The organism is Mesorhizobium sp. WSM4832 (assembly GCF_055811115.1).
In genome coordinates this window covers 64,051-77,089 of the sequence record NZ_JBVVQH010000008.1, presented here as the reverse complement: position 1 = coordinate 77,089, position 13,039 = coordinate 64,051, and the positions used below count along the sequence as shown (strand labels likewise).

Genomic DNA, 13,039 nt, shown 5'->3' with positions numbered 1-13,039 from the left:
CCTCAGCGGGAGGCGATGATCTGTCCCTGCTCGTGCGGGTGACGATCGCGACCGCAGGCGATGGCGCCTGCTTCGAGGGAGGAGAAGGCATTGGTGTCACCGGAGTCAAGCACATTGGAAGAGAACGGCGCCTCGGAACAGGACCGCGCATCGCTGGCTGCAACGAGATGCTCGCCGTCATGGTCGTGGATCTCGATTGTTGCGATCGGCACGGATCAGGATCGGCGACGGGGCGGTATCACCCAGAACAGGTGCGCCCAGCTGCAACGCACCAAAGGACGACGGCGGCTGAGCCTTTCGCCCTCGTCGGCCCTTGCGCTTTTGTCTTCATGCCGTTCCATGGTGGTCTCCTGCTGTTGCGCGTACACGTGGCGCATGCCTTGGAGACCAGCGGACTCCGCCGTTTATTCCCGGCGATCGGCTTTTTTCGCTCACGCTGATGCAACGGGCTTGTCGGGCGACCTCACAGCGCCAGCAATGCGAGCCCCGCCAGCGCCGATCCTGCCAGCGTCGGCAGCATGCCGAGTTTCAACCTGAACATGGCGACCATCGCCGCCGCCGACAGCAGCGCGGCGCGCCAGTCGAGCGAGGACAGGACTGGAACCTCCACGCCCCAGCCGACTTTTCCGACCTGGCCGAAGACGACATGCAGCGCGAACCACAGCGCGAGGTTCATGATCACGCCGACCACCGCCGCTGTGATCGCGCCGAGCGCCGCCGACAGCGCCTTGTTCTGGCGCAATTGCTCGATGTAGGGCGCGCCGAGGAATATCCAGAAGAAGCAAGGCGCGAAGGTAGCCCAGAGCGTCAGCGCCGACCCGAGCGACCCCGCAAGCAACGGGCTGATCGCCCCGGCATGGCGATAGGCGGCAGCGAAGCCGACGAATTGCAACACCAGGATCAGCGGCCCGGGCGTCGTCTCTGCAAGCCCGAGCCCGTCCACCATCTGGCCCGGTGACAGCCAGCCGAACGAGGTGACCGCCGCCTGCGCGACATAGGCCAGAACCGCATAGGCGCCGCCGAATGTGACGACGGCCATCAGGCTGAAGAAGCCGCCAATCTGCGCCCACACGCTGCCCGGCCCCGCCAGCACGGCGATCAGCGCCACCGGCCCGAGCCAGAGCGGCAGCCAGATGGCGATGGTACGGGCCGCATGCCATCGCCTCGGCACGGTGTGGCCGAGCTCGCCGCGTTCGAACATCAGGTCGACCACGCCTATCCTGTCGGCGGTGGCGCTGCCCTTGCCATTCGCCGAGCCGGAAAACAGGCCTGGTGCAAAACGGTTGCCGATCCAGCCGATGAAACCTGCCGCAAGCACGATCAGCGGGAACGGCAGCCTGGCGACATAGATAGCCAGGAAGGCCGCCACCGCGATCGCCACCATGGCACGGTTCTTCAGCGCCCGCTTGCCGATGCGGATCACCGCCTCGACGACGACGGCCAGCACCGCCGCCTTGACGCCGAAGAACAGCGCCTCGACGACCGGCGCGTCATTGTAGAGCATGTAGAAGCTGCTCAAGCCCAGCATGACCAACGCGCCGGGCAGCACGAACAGGATGCCGGCGACGAGGCCGCCCGCCGTCCGGTGCAGCAGCCAGCCGACATAGATGGCAAGCTGCTGCGCCTCGGGACCGGGCAGGAGCATGCAGTAGTTGAGCGCGTGCAGGAAGCGCTCCTCGCCAATCCAGCGGCGCTCCTCGACCAGTTCCTTGTGCATCAGCGCGATCTGCCCGGCCGGCCCGCCGAAGGACAGCACGCCGATCCTGGCCCAAAGCCGCGTCGCCTCGCGGAAGCTCGGCATGGCCGGGGCCTCGACCGGCGGCGCGGCGCCGTCCTTGGCGAGCGCGGTCATTGCGCCTTGCCTGCGACGGGCCAGTTGTGCGTCTCTTCCGCCGCGTCGCGGCACCAGCGGAAGAAGGCGTCGTAGAGCAGCATGCCGGCTTCGAGTTGCTCGAGATCGTCGCGGAACATGCGCGACAGGCCGAGCGAGGCGGCGAGGAACCCGGCCGCCTGCGGCACGAGGTCGAGGCGTGCCGTATCGGCCCCCCGCACGATCAGCGCCAGGCGATCGAGCGCATCGACGCGCAGGCCGAATTCCTCGATCATCGTGTCGAAACTGCAGCGATCGCCACGATGGCTCCAGAACACGCCTTCGATGTCGAAGGGAACCGCGGCGAAGCGATCAGCCACCAGAGGCACCTCGGCCGGATCGACGAACAGGAACACCGCATCGGGATCGACGAAGCGGCGGATCAGCCAGGGACAGGCGATACGGTCGACCTTCGGCCGGGAACGCGTGACCCATACGGTGCGGCCCTTCTCGTCGCGCGGCGGGATCGCGCCGGCCGCGACCAACGGCGCCTTGGCGCCGGCCCACGCCTCGAAGCCGCCCTCCAGCGACTCCGCAGGGATGCCTTCATGGCGCAGCCACGCGGCAACGCCTTGGGAGAGCTTCTGTCCCCTCTGGCAGATGACCACGACTTTTGCCCCGGAGAACTCGGCCGCCCAGGTCGAGACGGTTCTGAAATCGCGCCGGCATGACGCCGGTAGCAGCCGCGGATCGGCTTCATAATCCTCGTCGATGCGCACATCGATGAGGACCGGCGCATCCGGCAGGCCGACGAGACGGGAAAGCTGCGGAACGGTAATTGCGGTAGTTGACGGCATGGCGTCCACCTCCTGAAAAAAGAGAGTTTGGACGCGATCGTTGGGCTGACGCCTCACGGGGTCGTCGCGGGGAACCCCTTGGCCACGATGCTGGAACGCTCCCCTACGATTGTCAAGAATTCAAATGGCCTGGGGAGACGGGAACTCCGCCCCGCCCTTTCCCTGAAACGACATTTGCCCTTACTGCGCGGTCCAGCCGCCATCCATCGGCAGGGTCGTGCCGGTCATCTGCCTGGCGGCGTCCGAGCACAGGAACAGCGCAAGTGCGGCAAGCTCCTCCACGGTGACGAACTCCTTGGTCGGCTGCGCCGCCAGCAGCACGTCGTGCTTGACCTGTTCCTCGGTCATGCCGCGCGCCTTCATCGTGTCGGGGATCTGCTTCTCGACCAGCGGCGTCCAGACATAGCCGGGAGCGATCGCGTTCACGGTGATCCCATCCTGCGCCAGTTCCAGCGCCACCGTCTTGGTCAGGCCGGCAATGCCGTGCTTGGCCGAGACATAGGCCGACTTGAACGGCGAGGCGACCAGGGCATGCGCGGAAGCCGTGTTGATGATGCGGCCCCATTTGCGGCTCTTCATGCCGGGCACCACCGCCTTTATGGCATAGAAGGCGGCCAAAAGGTTGATGCGGATGATGGCTTCCCATTTATCGTCGGGAAACTCCTCGATCGGAGCGACATGCTGGATGCCGGCATTGTTGACCAGGATGTCGAGGCTGCCGAACGCTTCCTCGGCCTCGTGGATCATGGCGGTGACGGCGGCGCCGTCCATCATGTTGGCGCCAGAGTAGCGGCACTTGACGCCGAAATCCTTCTCGATGCCGGCCCGCTCCTGCTCGATCGCCGCGGCGTCGCCCAGGCCGTTGATGGTGACGTTGGCGCCTTCCGCCGCAAAGGCGCGGACGATTGCAAGGCCGATGCCGCTGGTCGAGCCGGTGACGAGCGCATTCTTCGAAGACAGGAAACCCATGGGAGATCTCACAAGAGGTTGGGAGGGGACCTAGGGCACATAGTTTGTGCGCCGCAGCATGACAATGCCATGGCCGTATGTCGTTGCGATTACAATGTTGTGATGCTGTTCTCGATTCACGAAGCTGGCGCTCAAGAACCATGACATGGCACTGTCATGGTGCCGTGCAACATACTCTTCCTGCGCGTCTCGCGAGTGTCATTCCTGAACCTATGGGTGAACAGCCATGGAAATCGCCGACGTCGTGAAGCGCGCCTATGCGATGCCGCTCACCAATCCGTCTTTCCCGCCAGGTCCATATCGTTTCTTCGACCGCGAATACGTCATCATCACCTACCGCACCACGCGCGAGGCACTGGAAGCGGTCGTGCCGGCGCCGCTCGAGATCGACGAGCCGCTGGTCAAGTACGAGTTCATCCGCATGCCGGATTCGACCGGCTTCGGCGACTACACCGAAACCGGCCAGGTCATCCCGGTGCGCTACAAGGGCCAGCATGGCGGCTATGTCCATTCCATGTATCTCGACGACGACGCGCCGATCGCCGGCGGCCGCGAGCTCTGGGGGTTCCCGAAGAAGCTCGCCAGCCCCAAGATCGTGCATGAAGGCGAGGTGGTGGTGGGCACGCTGCACTATGGCAGCGTTCTGTGCGCCACCGGCACGATGGGCTACAAGCACCGCGAGGCCGATCATAACCAGGTGCTGGCCTCGCTCGCCGCGCCCAATTTCCTCATCAAGATCATCCCGCATGTCGATGGCACGCCGCGCATCTGTGAGCTGGTTCGCTACTACCTCACCGACATCACGCTGAAGGAAGCCTGGACGGCGCCCGCCGCACTCGACCTTCGCCCACATGTCATGGCCGATGTGGCGAAGCTGCCTGTGCTCGACATCGTCTCGGCCGTCCACTTCACCGCCGATCTGACGCTGGGCCTGGGCGAAGTCGTGCATGATTACCTCGCCGGCCACAGCCGATCCGCCGCCGGTGCGACCCAGTTGGAGAAAGCCGGTGCTTGAGCGTAACCGCAGCAACGCAGCTGCCGCCACCATCGCCGAGATCACGGCGCAATATGACCGCATCGCTCTGGTTTTCCAGGGCGGCGGCGCGCTCGGCGCCTATCAGGCAGGGGTCTATCAGGCGCTTGCCGATGCCGGCTGCGAGCCGACCTGGCTCTCCGGCGTCTCAATCGGCGCCATCAACGCCTCGATCATCGCCGGCAACGAGCCGAGCCGCCGCCTGCAGCGGCTCGAACAGTTCTGGCAGACGATCTCGGGCCGCAAGATCTGGGCCTATACGCCCGAAGGCGACATCTACCGCGATATCCGCAACCAGACCTCGTCATTGATGACGATGACGATGGGCCAGCCCGGCTTCTTCAAGCCGCGCAGTCCCAACCCCTGGTTCCAGCTGGCGGGAGCGGAAGGCGCCACCAGCTTCTACGACACCGCCGAGCTCAAGGACACGCTGGAGAGCCTGATCGACTTCGACGTGCTCAACGACGGCAGGAAGCGGCTGAGCGTCGGCGCGGTCAATGTCAGGACCGGCAACTTCGTCTATTTCGACACCGACAAGGTGCGCATCGGGCCCGAGCACATCATGGCGAGCGGCGCGCTGCCGCCGGCCTTCCCCTCGATCCGCATCGAGGGCGAGTATTACTGGGACGGCGGCATCGTCTCCAACACGCCACTGCAATATCTGCTCGACCAGGAAGAGGACCGCTCCTCGCTGGTGTTCCAGGTCGACCTGTTCAGCGCCCGCGGCGTGCTGCCGCGCGGCATGGCCGACGTGCTGTCGCGCCACAAGGACATCATGTATTCGAGCCGCACGCGCCAGAACACCGACAATTTCGAGCGCATCCATGCGCTGAAGATGAAACTGCTCGACGCGCTGAAACGCGTGCCGCCGGAACAGCTCAAGGACGGCGAGAGCGAGCTGATCGCCGACTATTCCGACGCCGGCGTCGTCAACATCGTCCACCTGATCTATCAGCACAAAGGCTATGAAGGCCACGCCAAGGACTATGAGTTCTCGGGCACCTCGATGCGCGAGCATTGGGAAATGGGCCTGGAGGACACCGAGCGCACATTGCGCCACAAGAAGTGGCTGATGCTGCCGACCAATGTCGAGGGCGTCGCCATTCACGACCTGCATCGCGAAGACCCGACGTAACCGGCCCTGCGACGCGGTCTCTTCACCGGTATCATATTTGTTGGGAGCGATAATCCTGTCGTTCGATCGCGCGGATCGACGTCCGAGATTGTCGAGACCCTCCCTCGCGTCGTCATCCACGGGCGGAGCAGCCGCAAAGCGGCGTCGCGGAGACCCGAGGATCCATTCCGTGACCTCGCGCGAAGGGTAAAGGCGGCGCAGAATAGAGGTCGTTCTGAACCGCCGTGACGCCTGTAGGTAACGGAATGGATCCTATGGTCTGCGCTGCGTCGCTTCGCTCCTTGCTCCGCCATAGGATGACGACGCGATAGGTGCTTCGGCTATCTCCGATGCGCCTCCGTCAACACAAATACATCCCTTGAGACTTGTGTCCCGAACAATTGGCTTTGCCCAAAGAAAAAGGCAGCGCCGATCACCGGCGCTGCCTTCTTTTGGAAGCACGTTCCGCCGCTCAGAACACCTGGCGGAAGACCACGAACAGCACGAAGGCGAGCGCGATCGAGCAAGGCAGCGTCAGCACCCAGGCAAGCAGCAGGTTGCGCACGGTCGACCACTGCAGGCCGGAGCCGTTGGCCGCCATCGTCCCGGCGACGCCCGACGACAGCACATGGGTGGTCGACACCGGCAGGCCGAGGCGGTCAGCCATGCCGATGGTGATCATCGCGACCAATTCGGCGGCCGCACCCTGGCCATAAGTCAGGTGGCTCTTGCCGATCTTTTCGCCGACGGTGACGACGATGCGCTTCCAGCCGACCATGGTGCCGAGGCCGAGCGCCAGCGCCACGGCGATCTTCACCCATAGCGGGATGAACTTCGTCGCGTTGTCGACCGCCTTGTGATAGTCGGTCACCGCCTTGAGGTCATCCGCCTGCATCGGCAGCAGCTTCTTCTTGTCGATCAGCTTCAGCGCTTCGCCGATCAGGTAGATGTCGTTGCGCGCGTTGCTGACCAGATCGGTCGGAACGGTGTCGACGGAGGCGTAGGGCTGCAACTCGGCCGTGGTGTTGTGGATATAGGTCTGCAGCGCGACCGTCGTCTGGTCGTTCCAGGCCTTGGTGCGAACGGCCTCCTGGACGGCGGCCTTGGCGTCCGTAACGGTAACGCCCGGCTTGACGTACTTGCCTAGTGCCGTCTCGACGCCGACCGAAGCCGTTTTGTAGGCCTCGAGATAGTTGATGTCGGGCGTGCGATTGAGCGCGTAGGCGGTTGGCACCACGCCGATCAGGATCAGCATTATCAGGCCCATGCCCTTCTGGCCGTCATTGGAGCCGTGCGCGAAGCTGACGCCGGTGCAGGTGAAGATCAGCAGCGCGCGGATCCACCACGGCGGCGGCGTGTTGCCCTTCGGCGCTTCGTAGAGCGCCGGGTTGCGCACCAGGAGCTTCATTGCATAGAGCAGCACGGCGGCGGCGAAGAAGCCGACGATCGGCGAGACCAGCAAGGTCGTGCCGACATTGGTCGCCTGCCCCCAATCGACGCCGCTGGTGGCGCTTCCGGCCGGAGCCATGAACTGGTTGGCGAGGCCGACGCCGATGATCGAACCGACCATCGTGTGCGAGCTCGAAGCCGGCAGGCCGAGGAACCAGGTGCCGAGGTTCCACAGGATGGCGGCGACCAGCAAGGCGAACACCATGGCAAAGCCAGAGGACGAGCCGACCTGCAGGATGAGCTCGACCGGCAGCAGCGACAGGATGCCGAACGCCACCGCCCCGCTCGAGGTCAGCACGCCGAGGAAGTTGAAGACGCCCGACCACATGACGGCGAATTCGGCCGGCAGCGAGCGTGTATAGATGACGGTGGCAACGGCGTTGGCGGTGTCGTGGAAGCCGTTGACGAACTCGAAGCCCAGCGCAATCAGAAGGGCGATGCCGAGCAGGATCCAGGGCACCGTCTTGGCGATGGCCAGGTCCTGGCTGAGCGCATAGCCGACATAGATGATGCCGACGAGCACCAGCACGCCGAAAGCCGGCAGGAACCATTTGGCACCGCCCGATTGTGCTAGAGGATGATCCGGTCTCGGGATCCCCGCCTCACTGGAAACTACGTCCACCATTGTCCCACTCCTTTTGCATTCGCAGCAAAGAACCGGGGAGGACGCTATGTCGCTAGGATGAAGCTGGTGTGACGCTCTTAACCGTTCGGTGATCTACCGGCTATCTTCAGCAGCGAGGAAACCAGAAGCTCGCGCTCGTCCTGCGACAGCACGTTTGAATCGAAGAGATTCATGCTGCGCATGCCCTCGATGGCGAGAAAACAGACCAGCAGCGAGCCGAGATCGTCCGTCTCCTCCTTCAGCCGTTCGAACAGCTGGCGTTTGAACGCCTTTATCGGCGTCAGGAAGTCGGGATCTTCGGCGATCGCCGAGAACATCCAGGAGGCCGAGGGTTTCGGCCGCTCGCAATCGTCGGCCGACAGTTTGATGTAGGCCGAGAGCACGCTCTCATGGTCGGCCTCGGCCGCGCGTGTTTCCAATGCCTTGTGGAAGTCGCGGAGATAGCTTTCGACAAGCCCCTGCATGAGCTTGGCCTTGGTCGGGAAGTTGTAGAGCAGGCCGCCTTTCGACACTCCGGCGCGGCTGGCGACCGCTTCAAGCGACAGGCTTCCCGGGCCTGCCTCGCGCGCCACGTCGGCGGCTGCGGCAAGTATCTTTTCGCGTGAGTTTGCCCTGGGTACTCTCATCGCGCCTCCCCGTACATTAGCCTATGCGGAATTGACAAGACCGTCCAGCCGGTACAGTAAGGCGCCCGCCATTTGAAATCGGGACTTATCGTCGATATGTGTCCCGGCATCGATTGTTTTGCCGGTTGCCGGCTCGAGGGGTCTCTCCGTGAAGCGCTTTTTCATCATCGCCGGATTTTTGCTTTTGCTCGCCCTGGTGTGCGTCGGCATCGTTGGCTTCAACTTCATGCGCGATGCCGGCATCAAGCAGTTTTTCGCCACCATGAAGCCGCCGGCCGCGACGGTTTCGACAGTGACCGTCAAGCCTTCGGAGTGGACCCCCGGCATCGAGGCGATCGGCACCGTCAATGCCGTGCGCGGCGTCGACCTGACCCTCGAGACGAGCGGCATCGTCAAGGACATCCTCTTCCACGCCAACCAGAAGGTTGCCGCAGACGCGGTGTTGGTGCAGCTCGACGATGCCGTGGAAAAAGCCGATCTGGTGGCGCAGAAGGCGCAGGCCGCTTCGGATCAGGCCGCGCTCGCCCGAGCGATCGAACTGCAGCGGCGCGGCGTCGGAACCGACGCCACGCTTGATGCCGCGCGCGCCGCGGCGGACGCCTCGGCCGCGCAGGTGATCAAGTTGCAGGCGGTGCTCGACCAGAAGCAATTGTCCGCGCCCTTCGGCGGCACGGTCGGTATTCCGAAGATCGACATCGGCCAGTATCTGGCACCCGGCAATGCGGTCGTGACCATCCAGGATCTCGACACGATGCGGGTCGACTTCACCGTTCCCGAACAGCAGCTGCCGCTGCTCAAGATCGGCCAGGCCATCAAGCTTGGTGGCAATCTCGCCGACATGTCCTTTACCGGCTCCATTCGCGGCATCGATCCCAAGATCGACCCGGCAAGCCGGCTGGTTTCGATCCGCGGTGAGGTCGCCAATCCGGAAGGCAAGCTGACCCCGGGCCAGTTCGTCCAGATCCGCGTCGAGCTGCCGCAGGAGAACAATGTCATCTCCGTGCCGCAGACGGCGGTGACGACGAGCCTTTACGGCGATTTTGTTTTCGTCGTCGAGCCGGCAAAATCTGCTGGGGGTGCGGCGGCTGCGCCGGCAAAACCGGACGAGCAGAAGGCTGCCGCCGATAAGGCGGCTGGCGATGTCGCCAAGCCGCAGGCGGACGCCTCCAAACCCGCCGACAACGCTGCAAAGCCGGCCGACAAGGCGGCTGCCGAGGGCGCCAAGCCGGCTGACGCAGCGCAGCAGCCGGCCCTCGTCATCTCGCAGGTGTTCGTCAAGCTCGGCCGCCGCAACAACGGCATGATCGAGATCACCGAAGGCCTCAAGGATGGCGACCAGGTCGTAACGGCCGGCCAGAACCGGCTCTTCAACGGCATGTCGGTTGCCGTCGACAACACCATCGACCCCAGCAAATCGGCGAACAAGCAGGTTCAGCAATGAGCTTTTCCGACCTCTTCATTCGCCGGCCAGTCCTGTCGACGGTGCTGGCCTGCATGATCCTGCTCCTGGGTTTCCAGGGCATCTTCAACTTGTCGATCCGCCAGTACCCGAAGGTTGACGAGACCGCGATCACCATCACCACCGCCTATCCTGGCGCCAGCGCCGACCTGATCCAGGGCTTCATCTCCGCCCCGATCGCGCGCGCCGTCGCCTCGACGGAGAACATCGACTACGTGACCTCGTCCAGCCGCCCGTCTTCCAGCACCGTGACGGTGCAGATGAAGCTCGGCTCCAATCCGGACGTCGCGCTCACCGAGGTGCTGTCCAAGGTCCAGGGCGTGCGCGGCACCCTGCCGGACGCCGCCAAGGACCCGGTGATCGTCAAGGGCACCGGGCAGCAGTTCGCGATGATGTACATCTCGATGCAGAATCCGAACATGACGAAGGAGCAGCTCACCGAGTATATCGAGCGCGTCATACGGCCTCGCATTTCGACCGTGGAAGGTGTCGCCGACGTCCAGATCTTCGGCGCTCAGGAATATTCCATGCGCGTCTGGATCGACCCGATCCGGCTCGCCGCCCGCGGCGCCACGGCCGTGGACGTGCTGACCGCGATCAACAACTCGAACTTCCTGTCGGCGCCCGGCAACACCCAGAACGAGTATGTGGTCTCCTCGATCACCGTGCATTCCACCCTGCAAACGCCCGAGGCGTTCGCCCAGCTCCCGATACGCTCGACGGATGGCCAGGTGGTGCGCCTGCGCGATGTCGCGCGTGTCGAGCTCGGTGCGGAGAGCACCGACACCAGGGTGAGCTTCAACGGCAAGCCCGGGACCTTCCTGGCCATCTTCCCGACGCCGGCGGCCAATCCGTTGACGACCGCTGCGGCGGTCACCAAGCTCGTGCCGCAGATCCAGGAGACGCTGCCGAAAGGCATGACGATCGAGGTCGTTTACGATGCGACCGGCCAGATCAGCGCCTCGATCGAGGAGGTGTTCAAGACCATCGGCGAGGCGGTTGCCATCGTCATCCTGGTTATCCTGTTGTTCCTCGGCTCGTTCCGTTCGGTGATGATGCCGATCGTGACCATCCCGCTGTCGCTGATCGGCGTTTGTTTCATACTGTTTACGGTCGGTTACTCGATCAACCTCCTGTCGCTGCTCGCCATGGTGCTGGCAATCGGCCTGGTCGTCGACGACGCCATCGTGGTGGTGGAGAACATCCACCGCCACATGGAAGAAGAGGGCATGTCGCCGATGCAGGCGGCCTTCAACGGCATGCGCGAAATCTTCTCGGCTATCGTCGCCATGACCATCACGCTAGCCGCCGTGTTTGCGCCGCTGGCCTTCACCGGTGGCCTGACCGGTGCGTTGTTTCGCGAATTCGCTGTCACGCTGGCCGGCTCCGTTGTGCTGTCCGGCGTGATCGCCGTCACCATCACGCCGATGATGTCGGCCCGCCTCCTGAAGGCAGGCGCGCACAGCCGATTCCAGCGCATCGTCGACGGCGTCTTCGGCCGCGTCGAGCGCGTCTACGAGCGGGCCGTCACCGCCTCCTTGAGAAACCGGCCGGTGACGCTGATCATCGTCGTCGCGCTGGTCGCGCTCACCGGCTTCATGTTCACCAAGACTTCGGGCGAACTGGCGCCGGAAGAAGACCAGGGCTTCCTGCTCTCGATCGTGACAGGGCCGCGCTACGCGACATCGGACTACACCGAGTCCTATGTCAACCAGATCCTGGGCCTGGTGAGGGACATTCCCGAAACCAGGGCGCAGTTCTCGGCCGTCGCCTTCGGCGGCACGACCAACAGCGCCTTCGTCGGCTTCGCCTTCAAGGACTGGGCCGAGCGCAAGCGCAATTCGAAGCAGCTTCAGGCCGACATCCAGGGCCGCCTCGCCAAGGTGGCGGGCGTCGAGGCGTTCGTCTTCGCGCCGCCGACGCTGCCCGGTTCCGGCGGCGGCCTGCCGATTGCCATGGTCGTGCGCTCCACCGGCGGCTCCTCGGAGGTCTTCGAGCAGGCGGAAAAGATCAAGAACAAGGCGCAAGCCTCGGGTCGCTTCATCGTCGTCCAGAACTCGATGTCCTATGACGCGCCGCAGGTGACCGTCACCATCGACCGCGAGCGCGCGGCGGCGCTGAACCTGCCGATTGCCGATATCGGCAATACGCTGACGCTGCTTGTCGGTGGCGCCGAAGTGGCGCAGTTCGACCGCGATTCCAACAGCTACGACATCATCCCGCAGGTACCGCAGCAATTCCGCGACAATCCCGAGAAGCTCGGCGAATATTTCGTTCGCAGCGTCGACGGCAAGATGGTGCCGCTGTCGGCCGTGGTGAAGATTTCGACCAACGCCTCGCCGGCCGCGATCGAACAGTTCAACCAGCTGAATTCCGCCACCATCTCAGCCTTGCCGCTGCCGGGTGTCACCACCGGCGACGGGCTTCAGGCGCTGGAGAATATTGCCAAGGAGACGCTGCCCGACACCTTCTTCATCGACTATTCCGGCCAGTCGCGGCAGGAAAAGGAGCAGGGCAATACCATCCTGATTGCCTTCGCGGCAGCCGTCATCGTCATCTATCTGGTGCTGGCAGCCCAGTTCGAGAGCTTCCGCGACCCGCTGATCATCATGATGGCGGTGCCGCTGTCGATCTTCGGCGCGATCGTGCCGCTCAACATCGGCCTGGGAACGCTCAACATCTACACCCAGGTCGGTCTGATCACGCTGATCGGCCTCATCACCAAGCACGGCATCCTGCTGGTCGAATTTGCCAACCAGCAGCGTGAAATACATGGCATGCGGCGGCGCGACGCCATCATCGCTTCGGCCAAGGTGCGCCTGCGGCCGATCCTGATGACCACGGCGGCCATGGCGCTCGGCGTCTTGCCGCTGATCGTCTCCAGCGGCGCGGGCGCTGCCGCGCGCTACTCGATGGGCCTGGTCATCTTCACCGGCATCCTGGTCGGCACCATGTTCACGCTCTTCGTCGTGCCGATGTTCTACACCTTCATCGCCAGCAAGGACCTGCCGCATCTTGCCGAAAAGCCCGATCCGAACCTGATGCCGGCGCTGCCGAGCTGACAAGGCGACGAAGCAAAAAGACAAAAGAGGCCGGA

The 13,039-nt window shown here is 64.0% G+C and carries 10 protein-coding genes; 4 read left to right on the top strand and 6 right to left on the bottom strand.

The features are described 5' to 3' along the window. Window positions 1-2: 2 nt before the first annotated feature. The 4 genes from AC0L2L_RS13415 to AC0L2L_RS13400 form a co-directional block, all read right to left on the bottom strand. Window positions 3-212 (bottom strand): hypothetical protein, encoded by a 210-nt coding sequence (locus AC0L2L_RS13415; RefSeq protein WP_473578990.1) that lies wholly within the window; start codon window positions 210-212, stop codon window positions 3-5. 251 nt (window positions 213-463) lie between these two features. Continuing rightward, a complete protein-coding gene (gene chrA / locus AC0L2L_RS13410; protein ID WP_473578989.1) occupies window positions 464-1,852 on the bottom strand; it encodes a chromate efflux transporter in 1,389 nt (462 codons plus the stop codon). Then, window positions 1,849-2,667 (bottom strand): chromate resistance protein ChrB domain-containing protein, encoded by an 819-nt coding sequence (locus AC0L2L_RS13405; protein WP_473578987.1) that lies wholly within the window; start codon window positions 2,665-2,667, stop codon window positions 1,849-1,851. The genes chrA and AC0L2L_RS13405 overlap by 4 nt, the downstream gene beginning before the upstream one ends. Window positions 2,668-2,847: 180 nt before the next feature. After that, window positions 2,848-3,636 (bottom strand): 3-hydroxybutyrate dehydrogenase, encoded by a 789-nt coding sequence (locus tag AC0L2L_RS13400; protein ID WP_473578986.1) that lies wholly within the window; start codon window positions 3,634-3,636, stop codon window positions 2,848-2,850. Between the two features lie 226 nt (window positions 3,637-3,862). Here AC0L2L_RS13400 and AC0L2L_RS13395 point away from each other — a divergent pair, with 226 nt between their 5' ends. Both AC0L2L_RS13395 and AC0L2L_RS13390 read left to right on the top strand, forming a co-directional pair. Further along, window positions 3,863-4,651 (top strand): acetoacetate decarboxylase, encoded by a 789-nt coding sequence (locus AC0L2L_RS13395; protein WP_473578984.1) that lies wholly within the window; start codon window positions 3,863-3,865, stop codon window positions 4,649-4,651. Then, the gene (locus AC0L2L_RS13390; protein ID WP_473578982.1) at window positions 4,644-5,804 is read left to right on the top strand and encodes a patatin-like phospholipase family protein; all 1,161 of its coding nucleotides are present in this window, start codon (window positions 4,644-4,646) and stop codon (window positions 5,802-5,804) included. Before AC0L2L_RS13395 ends, AC0L2L_RS13390 begins: the two co-directional genes overlap by 8 nt. 451 nt (window positions 5,805-6,255) lie before the next feature. Here the strand turns inward: AC0L2L_RS13390 and AC0L2L_RS13385 are convergent, their stop codons facing one another. Both AC0L2L_RS13385 and AC0L2L_RS13380 read right to left on the bottom strand, forming a co-directional pair. Beyond that, window positions 6,256-7,857, bottom strand: a complete 1,602-nt coding sequence (locus AC0L2L_RS13385) for an inorganic phosphate transporter (protein WP_473578981.1) — start codon at window positions 7,855-7,857, stop codon at window positions 6,256-6,258. Between the two features lie 77 nt (window positions 7,858-7,934). Further along, window positions 7,935-8,483 carry a TetR/AcrR family transcriptional regulator gene (locus AC0L2L_RS13380; RefSeq protein ID WP_473578979.1) on the bottom strand — a complete coding sequence of 183 codons (549 nt, stop codon included), beginning with the start codon at window positions 8,481-8,483 and terminating at the stop codon, window positions 7,935-7,937. A gap of 148 nt (window positions 8,484-8,631) precedes the next feature. Between AC0L2L_RS13380 and AC0L2L_RS13375 the strand changes: the two genes are divergently transcribed. Both AC0L2L_RS13375 and AC0L2L_RS13370 read left to right on the top strand, forming a co-directional pair. Next, window positions 8,632-9,924, top strand: coding sequence for an efflux RND transporter periplasmic adaptor subunit (locus tag AC0L2L_RS13375; RefSeq protein ID WP_473578977.1), 1,293 nt, complete (start codon window positions 8,632-8,634; stop codon window positions 9,922-9,924). After that, a complete protein-coding gene (locus tag AC0L2L_RS13370; RefSeq protein WP_473578975.1) occupies window positions 9,921-13,004 on the top strand; it encodes an efflux RND transporter permease subunit in 3,084 nt (1,027 codons plus the stop codon). Before AC0L2L_RS13375 ends, AC0L2L_RS13370 begins: the two co-directional genes overlap by 4 nt. The last annotated feature ends 35 nt before the right edge of the window (window positions 13,005-13,039 follow it).

What these genes read in the sequence shown, in the direction of transcription:
- AC0L2L_RS13400 (WP_473578986.1), bottom strand. Translation starts at nt 3,636, where the DNA reads ATGGGTTTCCTGTCTTCGAAGAATGCGCTCGTCACCGGCTCGACCAGC.
- AC0L2L_RS13370 (WP_473578975.1), top strand. Translation starts at nt 9,921, where the DNA reads ATGAGCTTTTCCGACCTCTTCATTCGCCGGCCAGTCCTGTCGACGGTG.
- chrA (WP_473578989.1), bottom strand. Translation starts at nt 1,852, where the DNA reads ATGACCGCGCTCGCCAAGGACGGCGCCGCGCCGCCGGTCGAGGCCCCG.
- AC0L2L_RS13380 (WP_473578979.1), bottom strand. Translation starts at nt 8,483, where the DNA reads ATGAGAGTACCCAGGGCAAACTCACGCGAAAAGATACTTGCCGCAGCC.
- AC0L2L_RS13385 (WP_473578981.1), bottom strand. Translation starts at nt 7,857, where the DNA reads ATGGTGGACGTAGTTTCCAGTGAGGCGGGGATCCCGAGACCGGATCAT.
- AC0L2L_RS13395 (WP_473578984.1), top strand. Translation starts at nt 3,863, where the DNA reads ATGGAAATCGCCGACGTCGTGAAGCGCGCCTATGCGATGCCGCTCACC.
- AC0L2L_RS13405 (WP_473578987.1), bottom strand. Translation starts at nt 2,667, where the DNA reads ATGCCGTCAACTACCGCAATTACCGTTCCGCAGCTTTCCCGTCTCGTC.